Here is a 17,521-nt window from a genome sequence, read left to right on the forward strand (position 1 = left end):
GACGATGGAAGAGTTGAGACAGATCCGTCTCCGATTAAAGCCGGAGACGGTCGCATATTTAGAAGAGTTCGCCGACGACAAACGCTTCGGCCACCTCGGTCAGGTCATTGACCATATCACAGACGAGCATAGACAACTGGCCGGTGAGAAGTGGGACATGCAGTTCCTCACCCGCTCAATCAGCACACAGGTCTCCCGTCATATCGAGGCGTTGATGAACGAGCAGATATCGGCGGAACTCGAGCGGATCCGGCTCGCCGCGAACCGCTCCGACCGCCACGGGCAAATCCTGACAGAGCTCCTGCAGGCGCTGATGCAGACCGAGGGCATCGAGGACATCATGACGACGGACCAGTTCAAGCCGACGTTTCTCGCAACGGCGGAACGCATCGTCCAGGAACGCATCGAACACCAAAAACAGAAGAAAGACACACTAACTTTTGAGAGAGGATGAACCTTATGCGCCCACTTGACCGTCCCTTCACGATGGGACAACTGTTGACGCTTCAACCGGACACCGTCACGGTCCTCATCTATGGAAAGCGGTACGACATTCCGGTGTCCACTTCCGAACGCCAACTTTTAACCAACATCGCGCAAGACGAGATTGTCTTGCTTCCCGTCAATTTCGAACGGACACGGCTGTTACTCGACATCCCGGAAACGTCGCCACACCTCGAGCGTGAACTGAACGATTTTGCGGATAGTGATGAATCTGTCACCGACTTGTTGAAGGAAGGAGTCTGACACGATGGCCAAGATGAAGACGAACGAAGAACGGAAAGCCGAGCTCGAGGCCTTGACCGAGCAGATGGGAAAACAGATTGACAGCTACTTCGAGAGTCCGGAGAAGATCCGGGAACATCTGCAGTTCCTCGGCAAGTTTCATCAATACTCGATGCGGAACGCGGTCTTGATCGAGTCCCAGTTCCCCGGCGCGGTCGCGGTCGGCTCTTATCCGTTCTGGGAGAAGCAAGGCGCACAGGTACAAAAAGGTGAGCGTGGCATCAAGGTGTTTGTCCCAAGCCCGGTGACGTACGCCCTGCACAAAGATGAATGGGTGCCGCTCAGCAAAGCACCGAAGCCAATCAAGGACGGCGTGAAACAAGGACACATCCCGTCACGCAAGATGATGTACTTCAAAATCGGTCACGTGTTCGAGTACACGCAAACCGACGCGCGCGAGAAAGGAATCGAGGTCTCGGTCATCTTCAAACGGTATCATCGTGACGGCGGGTTGGAGAACGAACAAGACATCCGTGACGCCTTGACGACGCTCGCGGATGCCCGGAATGTGACGCTATTGGAGGAACCGCTCGACGAGATCGGCACGGCGAAAGGCTGTTACTATCCGGAGTTGCATGCGATCGCCTTGAACCCGCGGAACACATCGATCGAGGATATCAGCGTCCTGATCCACGAGCTCGCTCATGCAGAGCTACACAACCAGGAGCGGAATTTTGAACGCGATCAACCGCTCACGGCACCCGAGAAGGAGTTCCAGGCCGAGATGGTCGCCTATGTCGTCTCACATCAACTCGGATTTCCGACAGACGACTTCTCACTGTCTTACTTGGCCGGCTGGACGAAAGACAAGGAACTTCTAGACAAGGAACAATTGTTGCAGGAGGTCCATCAGACGTCCGCAAGCTTCCTCGACCATATCGAATCACATCTCGAGAAGGTGCACACCTTGCAACATGAGAAAGAACAGAGTCCACTCGAATACCTCGAGCAGTTGGACATTCGCATGGGATGGAAAGACACTGACCTAAGTCTTTATGAACGGGTTCATGCTGTACAGCGTGTGTTTCCTGAAGAAGTGGGATCTTATCTAAACGCAAAAGCGACCCTCGAGACGAACCTGAAGATGGATCGTGTCGATGAGCCGCTCATGTATATTCATGGCATGGGTCTCGGATTTCAACAATTCGGCATCTCCAATAATCATGACTTCAGTGAAGATCAGCTTGTTGCCTATACAATCGCCTTACCGGATAAATCATTGATCAGCGGGCACTTTGATCCTGAAAGAACCGTGCATCCTCTACATGACTTAGAAAAGAATCATAAAGTTGAAAAGCCACTCTTAAAAAATCTTGAAGAGCGCTGGCACAAGATGTTGCTTTATAATGAAAAGAAGTCTTTATCAAGAACCAATCTGTTGAATATTGAACGACTAAGTTAATTCTGACATTTCCAAAGTTTGATGTGCTATGTAATCACACAATAACTCTCCCTCTTTTTGAAGTTAAATCATTCGAGGGAGAGTTTTATAGCCTACAAACTTTTATATTGTTTTTTTTCTGAACAAAGAATATTTTAATAGATTTTGACTTTTTGAATATGCATTTTCAATAAAATAATTGGGATTTGCTAAAAACGCTTCTTCATTCACTAAAGAAATGTAGGAACCGCTCCACGGATCGACTGTTTTACAGTCTGGACAAATGTAAGTTGGATGAATCTCATTAAACCTATTCTTATGAATGATTTCATATAGAAACTGATTATTAGTTTGGACAATCGTATGACCGTCTGCTTTCTTGCTTTCGGGTCTTAACCATTCATATCCACCATTGTACTTCATCACAACGCCGAGAACTCCATTCACTCCCGATCTACGATCGCCACGCTTAACTTGTTTAAGTGAATACTCAATTTCCCAATCAATCCATTTACTCTGCTTCATATTTGGTGAAATAATTACAATAGTCACCGAAGTAGAATAAATCATATCTTTTAACCGATTCTTAATGTAATTAGTCGATTGATCAGATAAATTTGGCGAGATACTTGTTTCTCCACGATAGTATTTAACGTCATCTTCAAGAGACTCCACAATTTTATCTCGCACCAATCTTGCTTCTGAATATTTATAAGATATAAAAGTTTTTCTCGCCAAAAGGTATTCCGCCTCTCTTTTTGACTATTATTTTTTTGTTAACTTATTTAATATTTCAACTATATTTAAAATCATTTCTTCTTGAGAAGTATGCACGTTCAGTTTTTCATATAGTGGTTTTAGTTCTTCGTCTCCAATATATTTTGTGAAATCACCCATCACTTTATCCCATATTTTTTTCGCTGTGAATCCAGTACTTCCTATAGGAATAGGGATAATTTCATTTTTTATAGACAACTCAAATTCTTCCACCATTCCACTTGCGTCAATTATTTCTCCATTTTCAATTTTGTTTCCAAAAATAAAAATAGCTATACCCACGTTTGAAAGCATATCTTTGCGATATTTCGTCCATAATTCTCGAATATTCATTTTCCCAGTAGTTGTTTGAGGAAAAGGTCTACTTATGAGTCTATTTTCTATTCTGTCAGTATGACTAGTATATAATTCTTCTAAAGCACCGGAAATAATACAACTTCCAATACCTAATCCAAATCCAGATACAACACTGTATCCATTTTGAATCAATGCTTTACTTAACTCTGTACTAAATTTAAAAGCATCTTCTTCACTCCAGTCACCATACTCTTTAGCACTACCTGAAACAAAGACATTTTTTCGATTAACGAGCGCTAGAATAGTTTGAAGAAGTTCTGTAATATCCTCATATTCATTTAGTTCAATTACGTTTATACCGTATCGTTTTAAATTTTGTATTCTTAACTCTTGTTTTATTTGAGCATACTGAAAGTCTTCACTTTTTTTATAGAAAGTTCTATTTATTTTCTTCATTAAACAATAGTGTGTTCGGCGATTTTCTTTCAAAACACTATGTAATCGACTTATTATTTGATCCAGGTTAGGATCATCAAAACTGAACCCGATAAACAAAAAAGTTTTCGATACTAAATCCCCTTGTAGAGCAGTTTTAAAAAGTAAACGATCTTGATCGTAGCTTATATAATCGTCTTTAGTTAACACGGCCTCATCAGGTAAACTACTGTCACCATGCATTTTGTATAGAGTTACATCGCTACCTTTAACAGTATGACTAAGGTTAGTTGCAGTGATTTTTTTATCTACTTTTTTACCTTTGTTTTCCAAGCAATTTTCAATCAATTGATCATAGTTAGTAGTCCAATATGTTTCAATCGGTATATTAGATAAAATGTAATGATTTTTTGTAGGTTTAGTATTTTTTGTGAATTCATCAATCAAAATTTGATTGATTTTTGCTCTTCCACCTGTGTGATTAACGTGATATTGCGCTAAAGTAATCAAGTCATCTTCTTGATCAATATCTAGTCCTAACTCTTCCGCAACGTCCTTTAAAAGTTCTTTCCAATCTACATAGCCTGCAGGACGGGATAGTCCAGCCCCTGCAAAGATTGCTGCGTTTGAGTTTTGAATAGACTTAACGTAGTCTTTTAAAAAAGTCTTTATTTCTCTTGTAATTGTTAGCATTTATAACCCTCCTCAATTCCAAAATATTATTTTTCTCTTTGAAATTTTCATCAACCTAGTAGTACACTGTTCTTTTTTTCGTATTGGGTGTACAAAACATCTAGAGGATGAACTCCTGATTGTAAATTTTTAGAGTAAAATGTTTCCCACAACTTTAGGTTTTCTTTTTTCAGAGGAAGAAGATTATTTAAATAAAATCCGACATCATAGGAAATATCTAATTGATTCGCTTCAAATTGTGCACGCTTCTCAAGCATCACATCCATTTTTCGATTAGGTTCTCTTTTTCTTACTAAATTTGTAATGACTAACTCATTGTATATCCATGGAGATTTTGTGGTTTTATCTATCGTTTCGGAAATAGCATGAATAGAATTTTTAGATTCAACAAAAATAACGGTTTCTGATCTGTCTATCATTTTCGTAAGTGCCATAGACAACATCATATGGACATGACTAGTTGAATAATTTCTCTTGTGGTAATCGTATGTGTTTTTTTCACTGTCATAACAGTAACGATTATCAATTAATCTTAATAAATCCTCTGAATGATTCCATAAACAAGAATCAATAAACACATTTAATCCGAAAGTTTTATGTAGCCATCCAGCGAAACCAATTATCTGTTGTTCATCTTTATGTGAATGTGATAAAAAAACATCAACGTTGTTAAGCAATGGGAACCAATCGCTCTCAATCGTATTACCGTTAAGAATATGAGTTTCGTTGTGTAAATAATTTGCTAAATCGGAATGAATTTTCTTCTGGCTATCTCGATAAACCGTTTCTCCATCCCCATACCATCTCTCGTAGTTTTCTTCTAAATACAAATTAAACGCTTTATACATAAATTCATCTCCTTTTTTCATTTCATTTTAGAATAAAGATTAGTCCTCCCAAAGCTCATCCATCAACTCATCAATTTCTTTCGATAAACGTCGTTTTCCCTCTACATCTACCTCAACTCGTCCATCTTCGTAAAACCAAAGTACGTCACCCGCTACAACCTTGTCAGGAAGTCGTGACTTTGGAATATTCTCCATCACTTCTCCGAATTCGACGACAGCCAGGTCTCCCTCAAAGCGGTCGATGATTCCTCGGCGCCGCTTCATTTGGATTTTTTTACGGCGTAACTCGAGCCGTTCCCCGTGATGATGATTGTGCCGTTTATATCTGTACGAAGCGTATTCACTTTTTGTCGTTTCAAGTTCGTCACCACTTCCGATGTCGGGTGCCCATAGCTGTTCTTTCCAACACTGATAATGGCATGCTTCGGTTTGACCGTGTTCAGGAACGTGCTGCTCGTCGACGTCTTGGCACCGTGATGCCCCACCTTCAAGACATCCGCTCGAAGCGTCTGTTTCTTCGCCATCATATCTTTCTCAGAAACATGTTCTGCGTCACCGGTGAACAGGAATGTATTCTTTTTATATGTGACATGAAGCACAGCACTCCAGTTGTTCAAATCACTGTTCGAATATGATTTGACTGGGCCGACAAACTTCGCACTCACACCTTTGATTGGGAGTGAGACGCCCATTTGAGCGGTTTTAATCGTCTTACCTTCTCGTTTGACGGCTTGCAGGAAGTCTTTATAGGCCTGGGTCGTATGTTTTACTTTAGGTGCGTAAATGTTCTCGACACGATAGGCATCTAGAATCTCGTCCAATCCACCGATATGGTCCGCGTCCGGATGCGTCGAGATCAACACCTCGATATCATCCACTTTTTGCTTCTTGAGATAGGCGACGATGGCATCACCCTTGCCTTTGTTCCCGCCGTCGATGATGACGTCCTCACCGCTCGGCATCTTGATATAGATGGCGTCACCCTGGCCGATATCGATGTAATGGACTTTGATACTCGAAGCTGCAGATACTTCACTATGTGGCATCACTAAAAATGCCCCGCTAAATAGAGTTACTAGCCCCATTTTCATCATTTTCTTTTTGATCAACTTATATCTCTCCAGTCGTGTTATGTTGTAAAATTATCCAGTGTATAACTTATTATAATCCGTTAAATGTAAGAAAACCTTAATTTTTTTCAGGTATACACTTTTTTGTATCAGGCTATTCAAAGTTTCTTAAGGAGGAACGCATTTATGTTGAGACGTCCTATTGCAACAAATCGTCGTGATAAACCGGTTGTAATTTTTAAAAACGATCAAGAATTGAAAGAACTTCCACATATACAGGCAGCGGCGCTTTGGTTGAAAGACTATGCAGAATTGAAATCTAGACCGTATACCATTATTGAGAACGGAATGTATCTCGGAGAGACCTGGACATGGAATGGAGATCGCTATAATTTCACGACCGACGAATCGGTCCGACGTGAAAAACTACGAGTATGGAAAGAAGAAGGTCGAATCAAACAAGAGAAGGTCTTACCGACAGGATGTTGGACGTTCTTTTGTAATCCGAATAAATGGGCGATGGATCAGTTTTTGCTCTCAGGTAAGACTAATGACAGCTTCTCCGTCACTGCGTGGCAAAAGGACTGGTTTGAGATTGGACAGTTCGGGATCATTCGTGTTGGGAATGATACACGTTCAAGAGAACAGTTGAATGGACTTGAACGAATGTCACGAGGTATATATGCAATCGTACAAGTGACAGGCTTACCCGAATATAGAAGCGCACATGATCCCTATTACTATGAAGAGGAAGATAAGAAGCGATATCATGTTCCAATTCGTTATGTTTACTCGAATTATGAAAATCCGATCCGGTTGGATGATTGGGAGCTTGAACCTCGCACAGAGGATGTGTATTTGATGAATGGATTCCAAGCCTCTTCGATGCCCTTAAATCCTGCGACTTTTCGAGTGATTTGTGAGAATTGGAATATAGGAAATGAGCTTAATTCTTTAGAGTTGCCAGACATTAAACTCACAGAAGAACTAAACTCGGAGACAGTTTACATGGAGGGCAGTGCCAAACAAGTGATCGTTAATGCATATGAGCGAAACAGTAAAGCTCGACAAGCATGTCTAGCTAAACACGGGTATGATTGTTCAGTTTGTGGCTTTAATTTTGCCGCTGTATATGGAGAGCTTGGTGATAAGTTTATTCATGTCCATCACCTAAAAGAAATACATACCATCAAAGAAGAGTACGTAATCGATCCAATTCACGACTTGATACCGGTCTGTCCTAACTGCCATGCGATGCTCCATCGTAAATCTCCACCGTATACGATTCAGGAAATTCGAATCATCCTTGATCAAAGTCATTAATAAAAAGAAATGTCGTCGGATAACCAGTTTGTAAAAGGTGATATCGACTTTTTACATATGGCATGTACCTACTGAGTTTATCAATGGAAACAGCGATGAAATTATAATGAGGGAACCGGTAACCGATTTTTGGTGGCCAGTCCCCTCTCTACATTAAATAGTATTTAAGATTGGTTTATTTTGTTCCAGTGTCTTTCTATATTATGATTGATGCATTCCTCATTTTAGCGTTCTTTTTCACGTATTTTCTTAATCAATACTTGATTGTATTCCGCTCCGTCCCTTCCTCGATGAATACGAGCATGACAGTTTGGGCAAATTGCTGCCACATGTTCCGGGTGGTCTGGTCCACCGTCTGAAAGACGATACAGATGATGAACATCCAAAGAAGAACCTGATCGAGCATCAAAAGGTTCTGGTTGTTCACATGCTTCACATACTCCCTCCGCTCGCCTTCTTGCATACGTTTTAATTGCTTCAGAGCGCTTTCTGATCACTACTCTCTTCTCTTGAATCGATGCCTGTTCTGAGGAAGCATCGTCTAATGCTATTTGTTTTAATTCTTCTAATGACTGATTGCCATCATGTAGATTGTTTACATTTGAAGATTCAATTATCTCGGTAAATGATTCAAACGTAAATGAGATTACCATACGTGAATCGCCATTACGATCAAGAGCGGGTTTCTTTTCATAATTGATTAAAGTTAATTGATCATTAAACTTATACTGACCACCGGACGCAGCAGTAAATAAAAATACATCCTTTGATAATTCAATATGATCTCGCAGTGCTTTATTCCCCATTGTAAACTCTTGATCACCCACTTGACCTTCACCAGTATAGGTAAAGATTGTGTAGTCTTCATTCCATCCGTCCGTATACCCGTATTGACTTCCACTATCTCCAGAGAAAATAAAAATCACAGGTAAATTTGCAGAAGGACTAATGCCTCGTTGTCGATTCCCTCCAAATTGGTCATGAAGTTCAGAACGCTTGTACAGTTTCCCTTTTTCGAATTCAGATGCTAACATGTTTTAGCTCCTCTCTAGATCTAGTAAATGAAACATACGTGAATTACTGGGTTTTTAGGTCTATGTACGTCAAAAGATAGACTCCTAAAATACGAGCAGTCAAGTAGGCAATCAGCGCATCCTCACTAGTAAACAAGCGTTCCCTAGAATCATCTTGATTTACTTCATGTTTTGACATATTGTACAAACTTACAAACTGAAATAAACTTTGAATACTCGTTTCGTTTAATGTCTGAAGTGAAGAAATCTGGTGTACGACTTTTCCTAACGTAGAATTGTAATTTCGAAGTTTTCCCAGTGTTTGAGTTTGCACCAAATATTCACGGGCAACAGCTTCTAAATGCATACCCGCATATTGAACGATATAACGACTCCCAAATGCCACATCCCGTTCTATTTCACTTGCTGCATATTGAAGCGGTCTATATATTTTTCGTTTTACCCCTCCGGGAAAAGGGTTTTGAACTGGATTTTTAGGTAGAGAATAGCCTCCGATCCCTCCAATCTCAGCATCACTTCCCCAAAAGATCGATAACGCCTTCGTGTCATGACCAGTTTCCTTGTTTTCCATGAACGAATGAATAGCGTGTTGTTGTTCGCTATCTAATAGGTGCTCATATAACCAGCGCGTCTCTTTTAAGAGTTGATCCATATTTTCCCCTACTTCTTTTTCTGTCGCGTGTCAGACATTTTTGATACAACTGTTAATGTAAATAGATCTACATGCTTCACTTGTTCAGTTCACTCAATATTGAACCTGTTGATCTACTGTTATTTTTGATGGAGTGACATTATCGTAAACACGTGGGCGAATACCTTCAATTGTAATACGAGTGATCATATGATTTTCAACGTATAGATTTAAGGTGTTTACCTCAGCCACAATGGATTTCAAGATAAGAGCCGCAACAAGATGAAGGCGAAGGCATTCCAACTCCATACCTTGAACTAGTAAATCGGGAATCAATCTTTCAGAGACTTTGTAGTCAGAATGCAACCCGTATATAAGTCCATTTGAATGATTCATCTTTCCGTTAACGGCATACTTTTTATTAAACAAATAGTAATTAATTCGCATATAGGCTAATTCGTCTGGCGTGAACCCGTTGACGGACATCTGATCGAATAAGGGATTCCCAAGCTTATTTGCACTTATAGACAAGGTGAGATTAATTGTTTTGTCCCCGTCTTTGACCGCTACATCTACTTCCTCGACACGTACATATGCAGCACTATTTTCAATCGCAAAAGGTTGTTCAGTTCTCCACATTTTCTTAAGAGCTTCTTCTACCTCTCTCGAATTAGATTTTGCATCTAACACTAACATGTACGTTTTATTCGATTATTTTATTAACTATATAAAATAATCATCATTATATTATAATGGCCATTTTGTTTATTATTTTCAAATAGTTAATTCTTATGTAATATAAATTAAAAATGTAAGGATGTATATAAAAAAGACATCCTCTCAATGTCTTTTTTATATATTGTTATATTTGCTTCAATCGTCTCTCCAAAACAAGCGCTTCTTTTAAATTTTGATTTTCTTGATCTGTTAGTTTCTTTTTTTGAGTCAAGTACTCTATATAAGTTTCCATTCCTTCTAAAAGAGTCTCGAGTTCATTCAAATTGGTTAGAACGCTTTGTTCTTTTGATAAAAACTCTAGTGCCTGATTTTTTAATTTTTGTTCGAAAATTACAGAAGCGTCAATATAACCTTGTTTTTGCCCCTCATGTTGACCTAAATCATAAGCTTGCCTGAAAAATACTGATTTCTTTAACATTTCATTGTGATCTCGCTCAATTTCTTTTTGGGCTTCACTTAAACCATCTTTAACACCATGTTTAGTAACATTTTTGACAACCGGTATAAGCACAGGTCCGACAGGCACCACCAAATTCAGTAATCTTTTTTTAAATCCCATGAGATACAACTCCTATTTTATTGATTTTAAATCTAAAAGAAATGCTTCCTCTAATTTAGATTGATCAACCTTTGATTCTGCTGTTTGGCTCGTTAAATATTCAATAAAGTTCTCCATCTCTATGAGCAGCTTTTCTAGTTCTAAAGTGTCCGATGCATGATTCTTTTCTTTTTCCAAAAAGTCTAGAATTTGAGATCTTAATTTCTTTTCAAAGACTACTGAAGCGTCACAATATCCTTCTTGTTTACCTTCAGATTTTCCAATATCATAAGCTTTTCTCAAAAAAGGGGACTTTTTTATTAATTCACTGCTGTTTTTTAAACCTAACAAGTAGCGTGGAATCATAGGACCAAATAAATGCTTTAGTTGAAACTTTTTTATCTTGGACAATAGGTATTCCTCCTGTCTATTTCGTATTATGAATCTAAGTCCCCAAGTATTTTCTTCTGGAATCCGTTTAACACGAATTCTTCTTTGATTTGACGAATAAATGCTTCGTCTGAAATTATTCTGTGAATTGTTACAATTAAACCGCCGACATCTAATTTTTTCAGTGAAGACTTATCTCCAAAATATGTTTGTAACCCTACATAAATGAGGTTACTTGAAGTTGCAATCACGTTTGAATACATTAGAATCTTTCTTGTTTTCACTTCATAGAGCTTTAGATTTTGATGTTTCGCTTCATCATAAAAAAGTGAGTGGATCACGGCTATCAACGAGTTAATAAATGATGACACAGCCATACTACGACCAACGCTATAAACATCAATCGAATTCTTGAGTAGTGTCGCTGATATATCAGGATTGATTGAGTTGAGGATTGGAATTGGCAGTCCCATTTTTGTGAATGCATCAGAACCAAGATGAATTGCATGCTTCGATACAGCCGTTACAAGATCCATTGTATCTTCTTGAACTCGCATGAAAGACTGTTCAAGTATAGTGAAAACATGAGTCGGTCCAGAGATTTTATATTCATTTCCGATCAGATTCGTATTATACGATTCCAACATCCAGTTATTCTTTGTAACAGTGTCAGACAAAATATTGGCTGTTCCAAAAATCCATCCAAGCAACGGATCGTGCCCTAATGTCGTATATCGGTGATTAGCACCACTAATTCCTGTGTTCTCAAAAAACATATCCTTTTTAAATGCGTCATAAGGAACTGGACCTGTCAGAGTGAGAGGGGTGAAACGTTTCATCGCTTTGCTGGCTGCCTGATCATTTTTAAATCGTAATTTTTCATTACTTAACCAGTACTGTCGAACACATTGAAGAGCGGTTGCAAAGAATAAGAAAGTCATATCAACTTTATCTAAGCCCGTCTGCTTTTCAAACATAGTTTCTAAATCGTCAAACACTTGCTGAGGATTAGCAGCAATTTCAGCTACGCGCTCTGTCTCTTGTCTGATTGAAGCCATTTCCTGAATATTTTGTTCAGCTGACTGCATGATTTGTAATCTTCTTTGTCTCATTTCCTCAATATTCATCAATACACCATTCTTTCCTAATTAAAGGTTATAAATTTAGTTTAGTTGAAATATTTTACTTAATCTATTTCTTTTTATTACCCATAAAAATAATTGACCGGGATTTAAAAGTATCTCTACTAAACACTCTATATATACAAAAAAAGCATCACTTCTTGATAGTGATGCTCCTCGTGTGGCGTTAGACACGCCCACACTCCTGCTTTTGGTGTGCTCTTACGCTCCGTGCCTCCCGTTAGAAAGGTCCAGGAACATCGAGATGCGGCGATGAGCCAGCAGCTCTTGTTATCGGGCCGTCAGGGAGGCAGCGGTGCGATGAGCGACTTCGCCACGAGGCGTTAGACGCTCACGCATGAGCCCGAATCACCATTCCTTCTCCCATGCCCCGCCCCAATCCTCAAAGCGATACTTGATGAGCCAATGGACATGCATCACTTTGTAATATGCGTGATAACCACAACGACGGGATGGCCGGGGAATGATTTCAACCAAAAATTAAAACAATGATGATTGTATAAAAAGACATCCTCCATTTATAAAGAAGATGTCTTTTTATGTTCATTTACGCTTTCGATTCACTTTATCGAGCCGAATTTTCTCAATCAATGCGTGGATGATCTGTTCATTTCTCCCCACGAAATCTTTGTCGAAGGGAATCCGCTCCCCTTCGAACATGAAATATCCGAGCAGGTATGGAACTCGCGGTGTCGCATAACCCCACGTATACTTCGAGCAACGTTCCCACACCTCGGCTCCGAACTCTTTTGAATAGCGCATATGCTCGACGGCAGCCTTGACCTCTGATTTCTTTAGGACGAAGTAGTCCTCGAAGACGAATTTACCGAGAAGCTCGTACCACATCTCCTCGCGGACTTGCTCTCTAATCGTTTCTACATCGACTTCAACGTGATACGGGGCCTCTTCTTCATTCTTGACGACATCCCGAGCATCTCCTGTTACCGACTCTGGATACAGCTCCCATCCTTCCGGCATCCGTTCTTTGATGAACTGTTCGAGCGCCTCTTCACTGATCCGATAACCTTTTTTTCGCGACTCGAGCGGTTCTGCCTGGATCACGCCTTTTCGTACCCAGTTGCGGACCGTCTCCTTGTGAGTCGTGAGCTTGTTCTTCGATAAGATTTGAAATGCTTCGTCAATCGTATACATGCCAAGCCTCCTTTTAACACAATGATGATTTTATTAAATAATACCATGAGTATTGTATTAAAGTAAGCTGTTACGTTAATCGATTTCGAATTGATTTGAAATCACTAGATGGATATTAAACAAAAACACCATTCAGCCGAATGGTGTTCCTCGCGTGGCGCTAGACACGCCCACGCTCTTGCTTTTGACGTTGTCCTTACGCTCCGTGCCTCCCGTAAGAAAGGTCCAGGAACATAGAGATGCATGTTAAAGCAGCTCTTGTTATCGGGCCGTCAGGGAGGCAGCGGTGCGATGAGCGACTTCGCCACAAGGCGCTAGACGCTCACGCATGAGCCCGAATTAATATTCCTTCTCCCGTTTAATACATATTATTGATACTTTGACAGATTTTTTGAGAAGTTTTGACATGAAGCGATTATTATTTTTTCTCCATCATAAGACGAATTTCGGCCATTTTTCACCCAACATACTTCGCCTATTTAATCGAGACACGCGCATTGTGCTAGACAATTTAAATAACACTATATTGTATAGGCAACTTAGATGCTTACAGTCGCAATATGTCATTTAGGTTAGCTTCATAGAGATCTGCCTTAATGAGTATTGCCCCGCGTAGGTCAGCCTTGGTTAAATCAGCGAAGCGTAGATTAGCATCAACTAGGTCGACATAGCTTAGATTGGCTTCAACTAAATTAGCGTCACTTAAGTCTGCACCATTTAGTATTGTGCCCCGTAGATCAGCATTCGCTAGATTCGCTTCAACTAGATTAGCGTCACTTAAGTCTGCTGCATATAAACTTGCGCCGCTTAAGTCTGCGTTATATAGTCTTGCCCACCTTAGATCAGCATTTGTTAGATTGGCTTCTTTTAAGTATGAGCCAAGTAGTTTCGTGGAACTTAGGTCAGCATTTGTCAAATTAGCATAGCTGAAGTTAGCTATACCTAGGTCAGCATAGTGTAGTCGTATGCCGCTTAGATTGGCTTCGATTAAAGATGCGCCAATTAGTTCAGAACGATATGCATGTGCACCTCTTAGATCTCCACCATTCAGTGAGGCAGCAAAGAGGTTCGTTTTAATTAAATTGGTTTCTCTTAAGGTTGCATCTCTTAAATTAGCGTGACTCATGTCTGTTTGATGGATGTTAGCGAAACTGAGGTCTGCTTCAATTAAACGTGTGTAATTTAGGTTGGCTTCAACTAAATCGGCTTCAACCAGTCTTGCGCCCGTTAGGTCGGCTTTCGTTAGATTTGCATGGCTTAGGTCAACGGCAACGAGGTTAGCAGAATGGAATCGTGTACCATGTAAATCTGCTTCAATGAAAGACGCGCCAGTTAATTCTGCATGATCTAATTGTGCATCCCTTAGGTCTGCACCATTTAACGATGTAGCAAATAGGTTCGCGCTAGTTAGGTTTGCTCCTTTTAGATTCGCATGGTCTAAATTCGAGAAGCTCAGATCAGCGTGATGGATGTTAGCAAAACTAAGGTCTGCATCAACTAAATTCACGTGCCTTAGGTCCGCGTCACTTAGGTTTGCGCAACTTAGATTCGCATAACTTAGGTTGGCTTCAACGAGATTGGCATTGTTTAACATGGCTTCAACAAGATTGGCGTGATGTAAGTCTGCGCCATTTAGTTTTGTGCCGCGTAAGTCAGCTTTTGTTAGGTTCGAATGGTGTAGGTCAGTGTCAACTAAGTTAGCGGAATGGAATCGTGCTCCAGTTAGATCTGCCTTGATTAAAGATGCACCAATTAGTTCGGCACTATCTATGTATGCATCCCTTAGGTCTACACCATTTAACGATGTAGCAAGTAGATTCGCTTTGGTTAGATTTGCTCCTTTTAGATTCGCTTTGGTTAGATCAGCAAAACTCAGATCTGCATGATTGATGTTAGCAAAACTAAGGTCTGCCTTCCTCAAATTCGCGTACCTTAAGTTAGCGTCACTTAGATTAGCACCGCTTAAGTCAGCGCGCTCGCCACCTACTTCTTTGATGAGCCATTTTCTATGCTTGGTTAGGATGTCACTGAGTTGCGAAGGGGTCAATTGCTTCATTAGTGGTTACTCCTGTAATTTTATCGTGTTACACACTGATCACATCGAAAGAATTGTTTTTCGTCACGGTATCTCAACAAAAACAATAAGTACCCATATGTTGAGGGTTAGACCTTCTCGATAGGTCCATTATAGTCGATGCGATAGTATCGATATAGAGGAATAAAATACTTTCCGAATGAAAAGACCATGCCTCTACTGCCTAATAAAAAGTCATCCACACACACTTAATTATTGAGCAGCTACTCCTCTATCATGTCTGATCCTTTTCAATTTTTATCTACCGTTTCCAAATATCCATATTTATGTGATTTACATCTTCCTCAACAACTCCTCAACCATTCATAAGAGAAAAAAATGTATACATGTATACCCATCGACAAGTATAATTGTATACATTTTGAAATAATCAGTTATGTACTTGAAGCATGTTCGTATTGAGGAAGACCGTCATCTGTTTCAATCGTTCCCCTTCTCTCACTTCACAAAGGATATCCATGCTTACTAACTCGAAGGCCTCAGGGTCGATGTCCATCCGTTCAGGAAGTCTTCTAATCAATACCTCTTTCATTTCTTTGATCGTTTGCTGGTCCAATGTGTGACTCATTTGAATCATCCTCTCCTGTTGATAGCTCAACGATACCTTGAATATGACCACTCGACATCTCGCCTTGTTTCATGTAAGCCCTGGGCTTGTTTGAAACAAGCCCAGGGCTTACGTAGGAAAAACGGCCATTTTCACCGAACAAGCACTCATTTTTCATTAATCCAAACATCGCAAATACACATTCATGAAAAAACAGAGCAACGCGATTTCTTTATGCCTTTGACTTCTCACCAAACCATTTGTTTTCGCCACGCGAAAACATTCCTTCTCCCGGATACGAATTCTGGATCCAGGCGAGAGCAACGCGAGTCGCCGAAACCGTCAAAGAAAAACGTATGTTTTTCCTCCTTGCCCTTACCGGACGGACCAGGACCGGTCCACCGGCCCGGCCCCATTTGGTTCAACCCATGTAGCCCCGCTGTTTCATACTGACGTACGACTCGTCCGCACCGAGGATGAGATGGTCGAGCACCGGGATGCCGATGAGGTCGCCCGCCTCATGTAAGCGTTCGGAGACGAGGATGTCCTCCCGGCTCGGGGTCGGGTCCCCGCTCGGATGTTGGTGACAGGCGATGATGCACGAGGCATTGTTCAAGATGGCGCATTTGAAGATTTCCCGCGGGTGGACGACACTCGAATTGACGCTCCCAACGTGCGCCCGATGGACGCCGATGACCCGATTCTTCGTGTTGAGCATGATGACGAGGAACACCTCCCGGTCATCATCCCCGATAAAGGATGCCCCGATTTGTCGGGCATTGTTGGGTGATTGGATGACTGCGTGCTCGAGGGCGACCATTTCCTTGCGAACCTCTTGTTTGATACGGATGACCTCGATGATTGACGATAGTTCCATGATGATTTGTCCCCTTTCGGATAAGCTGTCCTCAGAACGAACACCGTTGTGCGTCCTGTTGACGGGAACGCAGCGAGCGTCGGGAGACGGTGCAAGGGCGACCGCAGGGAGAGCCTCAAAAAAATGCGTAGAGCAAACGGAGGACCAGGCTTCCGTAGCCAACGAGCGAAAAGCCTTGCTTTGAGCCTAAAGCGAAGGAAGACGGGCCGGAGGGCGCGTCATTTTTTGACGTCCCTTGCACCGACGACCAGCGAGCTAGAGTACGGAAACAGGACGCACGGATGACGGTTTACGAAAAAAGACTGTTCAAACTTGATAGATCGGGTATAAAATGAGAACAAATGTTCGTTTTCATGAAAGGAGAACTGTGATGACGATGTATCGCGATCGAGGTGAACTGAAATGGATCCCATTTTTAATGCCGGAGCATCGTGCGCTGCTCACGAAATACTATAAAGAAATTCAAAAGATTGAGATGCCGGATATCGATGAACAAGTGCTGTCCATCTATGAAAACGTGTTGAACGATGCAATCTTTAGTGGGGATATGGTTGAGGTGAAGTATGTGGAGAAACAGGAGATGAAGCGGTTTAAGGGATTTGTACACCGGACGAACTATATGGAACGGACCGTCGAGCTAGCCAACGAGCGAGACGGGATTATCCATGTTCCATTCGAGGCGATTGTTTATGTAGAGCGGTCGATTGACTAACGCCCTAACGGTTGTTCGAAGTCTGATTCGCGAAACAAAGTATCGCTCCTCAATT

At 41.1% G+C, this 17,521-nt stretch carries 20 protein-coding genes; 5 read left to right on the top strand and 15 right to left on the bottom strand.

Annotated features, from left to right (window positions below):
- Window positions 1-4: 4 nt before the first annotated feature.
- From KNO98_RS13640 to KNO98_RS13650, 3 genes are read left to right on the top strand one after another with little or no spacing between them, the layout of a single operon-like run.
- Window positions 5-454: a hypothetical protein gene (locus KNO98_RS13640; RefSeq protein ID WP_214701398.1), complete on the top strand. Its 450-nt coding sequence runs from the start codon at window positions 5-7 to the stop codon at window positions 452-454.
- Window positions 455-459: 5 nt separating this feature from the next.
- Complete coding sequence (locus KNO98_RS13645) at window positions 460-747, top strand: hypothetical protein (protein ID WP_214701399.1); 288 nt, start codon at window positions 460-462, stop codon at window positions 745-747.
- 4 nt (window positions 748-751) lie between these two features.
- Window positions 752-2,188 (top strand): ImmA/IrrE family metallo-endopeptidase, encoded by a 1,437-nt coding sequence (locus KNO98_RS13650; RefSeq protein WP_214701400.1) that lies wholly within the window; start codon window positions 752-754, stop codon window positions 2,186-2,188.
- Between the two features lie 102 nt (window positions 2,189-2,290).
- On the opposite strand, the gene KNO98_RS13655 is transcribed toward KNO98_RS13650, so the two are convergent.
- From KNO98_RS13655 to KNO98_RS13675, 5 genes are read right to left on the bottom strand one after another with little or no spacing between them, the layout of a single operon-like run.
- A complete protein-coding gene (locus tag KNO98_RS13655) occupies window positions 2,291-2,905 on the bottom strand; it encodes a TIR domain-containing protein (protein ID WP_214701401.1) in 615 nt (204 codons plus the stop codon).
- A gap of 27 nt (window positions 2,906-2,932) precedes the next feature.
- A complete protein-coding gene (locus KNO98_RS13660) occupies window positions 2,933-4,369 on the bottom strand; it encodes an SIR2 family protein (RefSeq protein WP_214701402.1) in 1,437 nt (478 codons plus the stop codon).
- Between the two features lie 50 nt (window positions 4,370-4,419).
- Window positions 4,420-5,217 carry a hypothetical protein gene (locus KNO98_RS13665; RefSeq protein WP_214701403.1) on the bottom strand — a complete coding sequence of 266 codons (798 nt, stop codon included), beginning with the start codon at window positions 5,215-5,217 and terminating at the stop codon, window positions 4,420-4,422.
- 39 nt (window positions 5,218-5,256) lie between these two features.
- Window positions 5,257-5,481, bottom strand: a complete 225-nt coding sequence (locus tag KNO98_RS13670) for a DUF3006 domain-containing protein (RefSeq protein ID WP_214701404.1) — start codon at window positions 5,479-5,481, stop codon at window positions 5,257-5,259.
- Window positions 5,478-6,308 carry a ComEC/Rec2 family competence protein gene (locus tag KNO98_RS13675; protein WP_371742829.1) on the bottom strand — a complete coding sequence of 277 codons (831 nt, stop codon included), beginning with the start codon at window positions 6,306-6,308 and terminating at the stop codon, window positions 5,478-5,480. Before KNO98_RS13675 ends, KNO98_RS13670 begins: the two co-directional genes overlap by 4 nt.
- A 165-nt stretch (window positions 6,309-6,473) precedes the next feature.
- Between KNO98_RS13675 and KNO98_RS13680 the strand changes: the two genes are divergently transcribed.
- Window positions 6,474-7,610, top strand: coding sequence for an HNH endonuclease (locus tag KNO98_RS13680; protein WP_214701406.1), 1,137 nt, complete (start codon window positions 6,474-6,476; stop codon window positions 7,608-7,610).
- Between the two features lie 224 nt (window positions 7,611-7,834).
- Here the strand turns inward: KNO98_RS13680 and KNO98_RS13685 are convergent, their stop codons facing one another.
- From KNO98_RS13685 to KNO98_RS13730, 10 genes are all read right to left on the bottom strand, one after another.
- On the bottom strand, window positions 7,835-8,644 hold the full coding sequence (locus KNO98_RS13685; RefSeq protein ID WP_214701407.1) for an HNH endonuclease: 810 nt from the start codon (window positions 8,642-8,644) through the stop codon (window positions 7,835-7,837).
- Window positions 8,645-8,687: 43 nt separating this feature from the next.
- Complete coding sequence (locus KNO98_RS13690; RefSeq protein WP_214701409.1) at window positions 8,688-9,296, bottom strand: hypothetical protein; 609 nt, start codon at window positions 9,294-9,296, stop codon at window positions 8,688-8,690.
- A 93-nt stretch (window positions 9,297-9,389) separates the two neighbouring features.
- The gene (locus KNO98_RS13695) at window positions 9,390-9,971 is read right to left on the bottom strand and encodes a hypothetical protein (protein ID WP_214701411.1); all 582 of its coding nucleotides are present in this window, start codon (window positions 9,969-9,971) and stop codon (window positions 9,390-9,392) included.
- A gap of 166 nt (window positions 9,972-10,137) precedes the next feature.
- Entirely contained in the window at window positions 10,138-10,572 is a 435-nt protein-coding gene (locus tag KNO98_RS13700) for a hypothetical protein (RefSeq protein ID WP_214701412.1), read from the bottom strand.
- A 12-nt stretch (window positions 10,573-10,584) separates the two neighbouring features.
- Entirely contained in the window at window positions 10,585-10,962 is a 378-nt protein-coding gene (locus KNO98_RS13705) for a hypothetical protein (protein WP_214701413.1), read from the bottom strand.
- A 26-nt stretch (window positions 10,963-10,988) separates the two neighbouring features.
- Window positions 10,989-12,068 (bottom strand): hypothetical protein, encoded by a 1,080-nt coding sequence (locus tag KNO98_RS13710; protein WP_214701414.1) that lies wholly within the window; start codon window positions 12,066-12,068, stop codon window positions 10,989-10,991.
- Between the two features lie 558 nt (window positions 12,069-12,626).
- Window positions 12,627-13,235, bottom strand: a complete 609-nt coding sequence (locus KNO98_RS13715) for a helix-turn-helix domain-containing protein (RefSeq protein ID WP_214701415.1) — start codon at window positions 13,233-13,235, stop codon at window positions 12,627-12,629.
- 547 nt (window positions 13,236-13,782) lie between these two features.
- Window positions 13,783-15,291 carry a pentapeptide repeat-containing protein gene (locus KNO98_RS13720; RefSeq protein ID WP_214701416.1) on the bottom strand — a complete coding sequence of 503 codons (1,509 nt, stop codon included), beginning with the start codon at window positions 15,289-15,291 and terminating at the stop codon, window positions 13,783-13,785.
- A 409-nt stretch (window positions 15,292-15,700) separates the two neighbouring features.
- Entirely contained in the window at window positions 15,701-15,898 is a 198-nt protein-coding gene (locus KNO98_RS13725; protein WP_214701417.1) for a hypothetical protein, read from the bottom strand.
- 400 nt (window positions 15,899-16,298) lie between these two features.
- Entirely contained in the window at window positions 16,299-16,754 is a 456-nt protein-coding gene (locus KNO98_RS13730) for a JAB domain-containing protein (protein WP_214701419.1), read from the bottom strand.
- 370 nt (window positions 16,755-17,124) lie between these two features.
- Here KNO98_RS13730 and KNO98_RS13735 point away from each other — a divergent pair, with 370 nt between their 5' ends.
- Entirely contained in the window at window positions 17,125-17,466 is a 342-nt protein-coding gene (locus tag KNO98_RS13735) for a YolD-like family protein (RefSeq protein WP_214701420.1), read from the top strand.
- Window positions 17,467-17,521 lie beyond the last annotated feature (55 nt).

This window comes from Exiguobacterium sp. s57, assembly GCF_018617685.1.
In the GTDB taxonomy this organism is placed as follows: Bacteria; Bacillota; Bacilli; order Exiguobacteriales; family Exiguobacteriaceae; genus Exiguobacterium; species Exiguobacterium marinum.

Coding starts and splice junctions, on each gene's coding strand:
- KNO98_RS13720 (WP_214701416.1), bottom strand. CDS start 15,291: ATGAAGCAATTGACCCCTTCGCAACTCAGTGACATCCTAACCAAGCAT.
- KNO98_RS13690 (WP_214701409.1), bottom strand. CDS start 9,296: ATGGATCAACTCTTAAAAGAGACGCGCTGGTTATATGAGCACCTATTA.
- KNO98_RS13645 (WP_214701399.1), top strand. CDS start 460: ATGCGCCCACTTGACCGTCCCTTCACGATGGGACAACTGTTGACGCTT.
- KNO98_RS13660 (WP_214701402.1), bottom strand. CDS start 4,369: ATGCTAACAATTACAAGAGAAATAAAGACTTTTTTAAAAGACTACGTT.
- KNO98_RS13700 (WP_214701412.1), bottom strand. CDS start 10,572: ATGGGATTTAAAAAAAGATTACTGAATTTGGTGGTGCCTGTCGGACCT.
- KNO98_RS13685 (WP_214701407.1), bottom strand. CDS start 8,644: ATGTTAGCATCTGAATTCGAAAAAGGGAAACTGTACAAGCGTTCTGAA.
- KNO98_RS13665 (WP_214701403.1), bottom strand. CDS start 5,217: ATGTATAAAGCGTTTAATTTGTATTTAGAAGAAAACTACGAGAGATGG.
- KNO98_RS13640 (WP_214701398.1), top strand. CDS start 5: ATGGAAGAGTTGAGACAGATCCGTCTCCGATTAAAGCCGGAGACGGTC.
- KNO98_RS13670 (WP_214701404.1), bottom strand. CDS start 5,481: ATGAAGCGGCGCCGAGGAATCATCGACCGCTTTGAGGGAGACCTGGCT.
- KNO98_RS13735 (WP_214701420.1), top strand. CDS start 17,125: ATGACGATGTATCGCGATCGAGGTGAACTGAAATGGATCCCATTTTTA.
- KNO98_RS13710 (WP_214701414.1), bottom strand. CDS start 12,068: ATGAATATTGAGGAAATGAGACAAAGAAGATTACAAATCATGCAGTCA.
- KNO98_RS13715 (WP_214701415.1), bottom strand. CDS start 13,235: ATGTATACGATTGACGAAGCATTTCAAATCTTATCGAAGAACAAGCTC.
- KNO98_RS13730 (WP_214701419.1), bottom strand. CDS start 16,754: ATGGAACTATCGTCAATCATCGAGGTCATCCGTATCAAACAAGAGGTT.
- KNO98_RS13680 (WP_214701406.1), top strand. CDS start 6,474: ATGTTGAGACGTCCTATTGCAACAAATCGTCGTGATAAACCGGTTGTA.
- KNO98_RS13695 (WP_214701411.1), bottom strand. CDS start 9,971: ATGTTAGTGTTAGATGCAAAATCTAATTCGAGAGAGGTAGAAGAAGCT.
- KNO98_RS13650 (WP_214701400.1), top strand. CDS start 752: ATGGCCAAGATGAAGACGAACGAAGAACGGAAAGCCGAGCTCGAGGCC.
- KNO98_RS13725 (WP_214701417.1), bottom strand. CDS start 15,898: ATGAGTCACACATTGGACCAGCAAACGATCAAAGAAATGAAAGAGGTA.
- KNO98_RS13675 (WP_371742829.1), bottom strand. CDS start 6,308: ATGAAAATGGGGCTAGTAACTCTATTTAGCGGGGCATTTTTAGTGATG.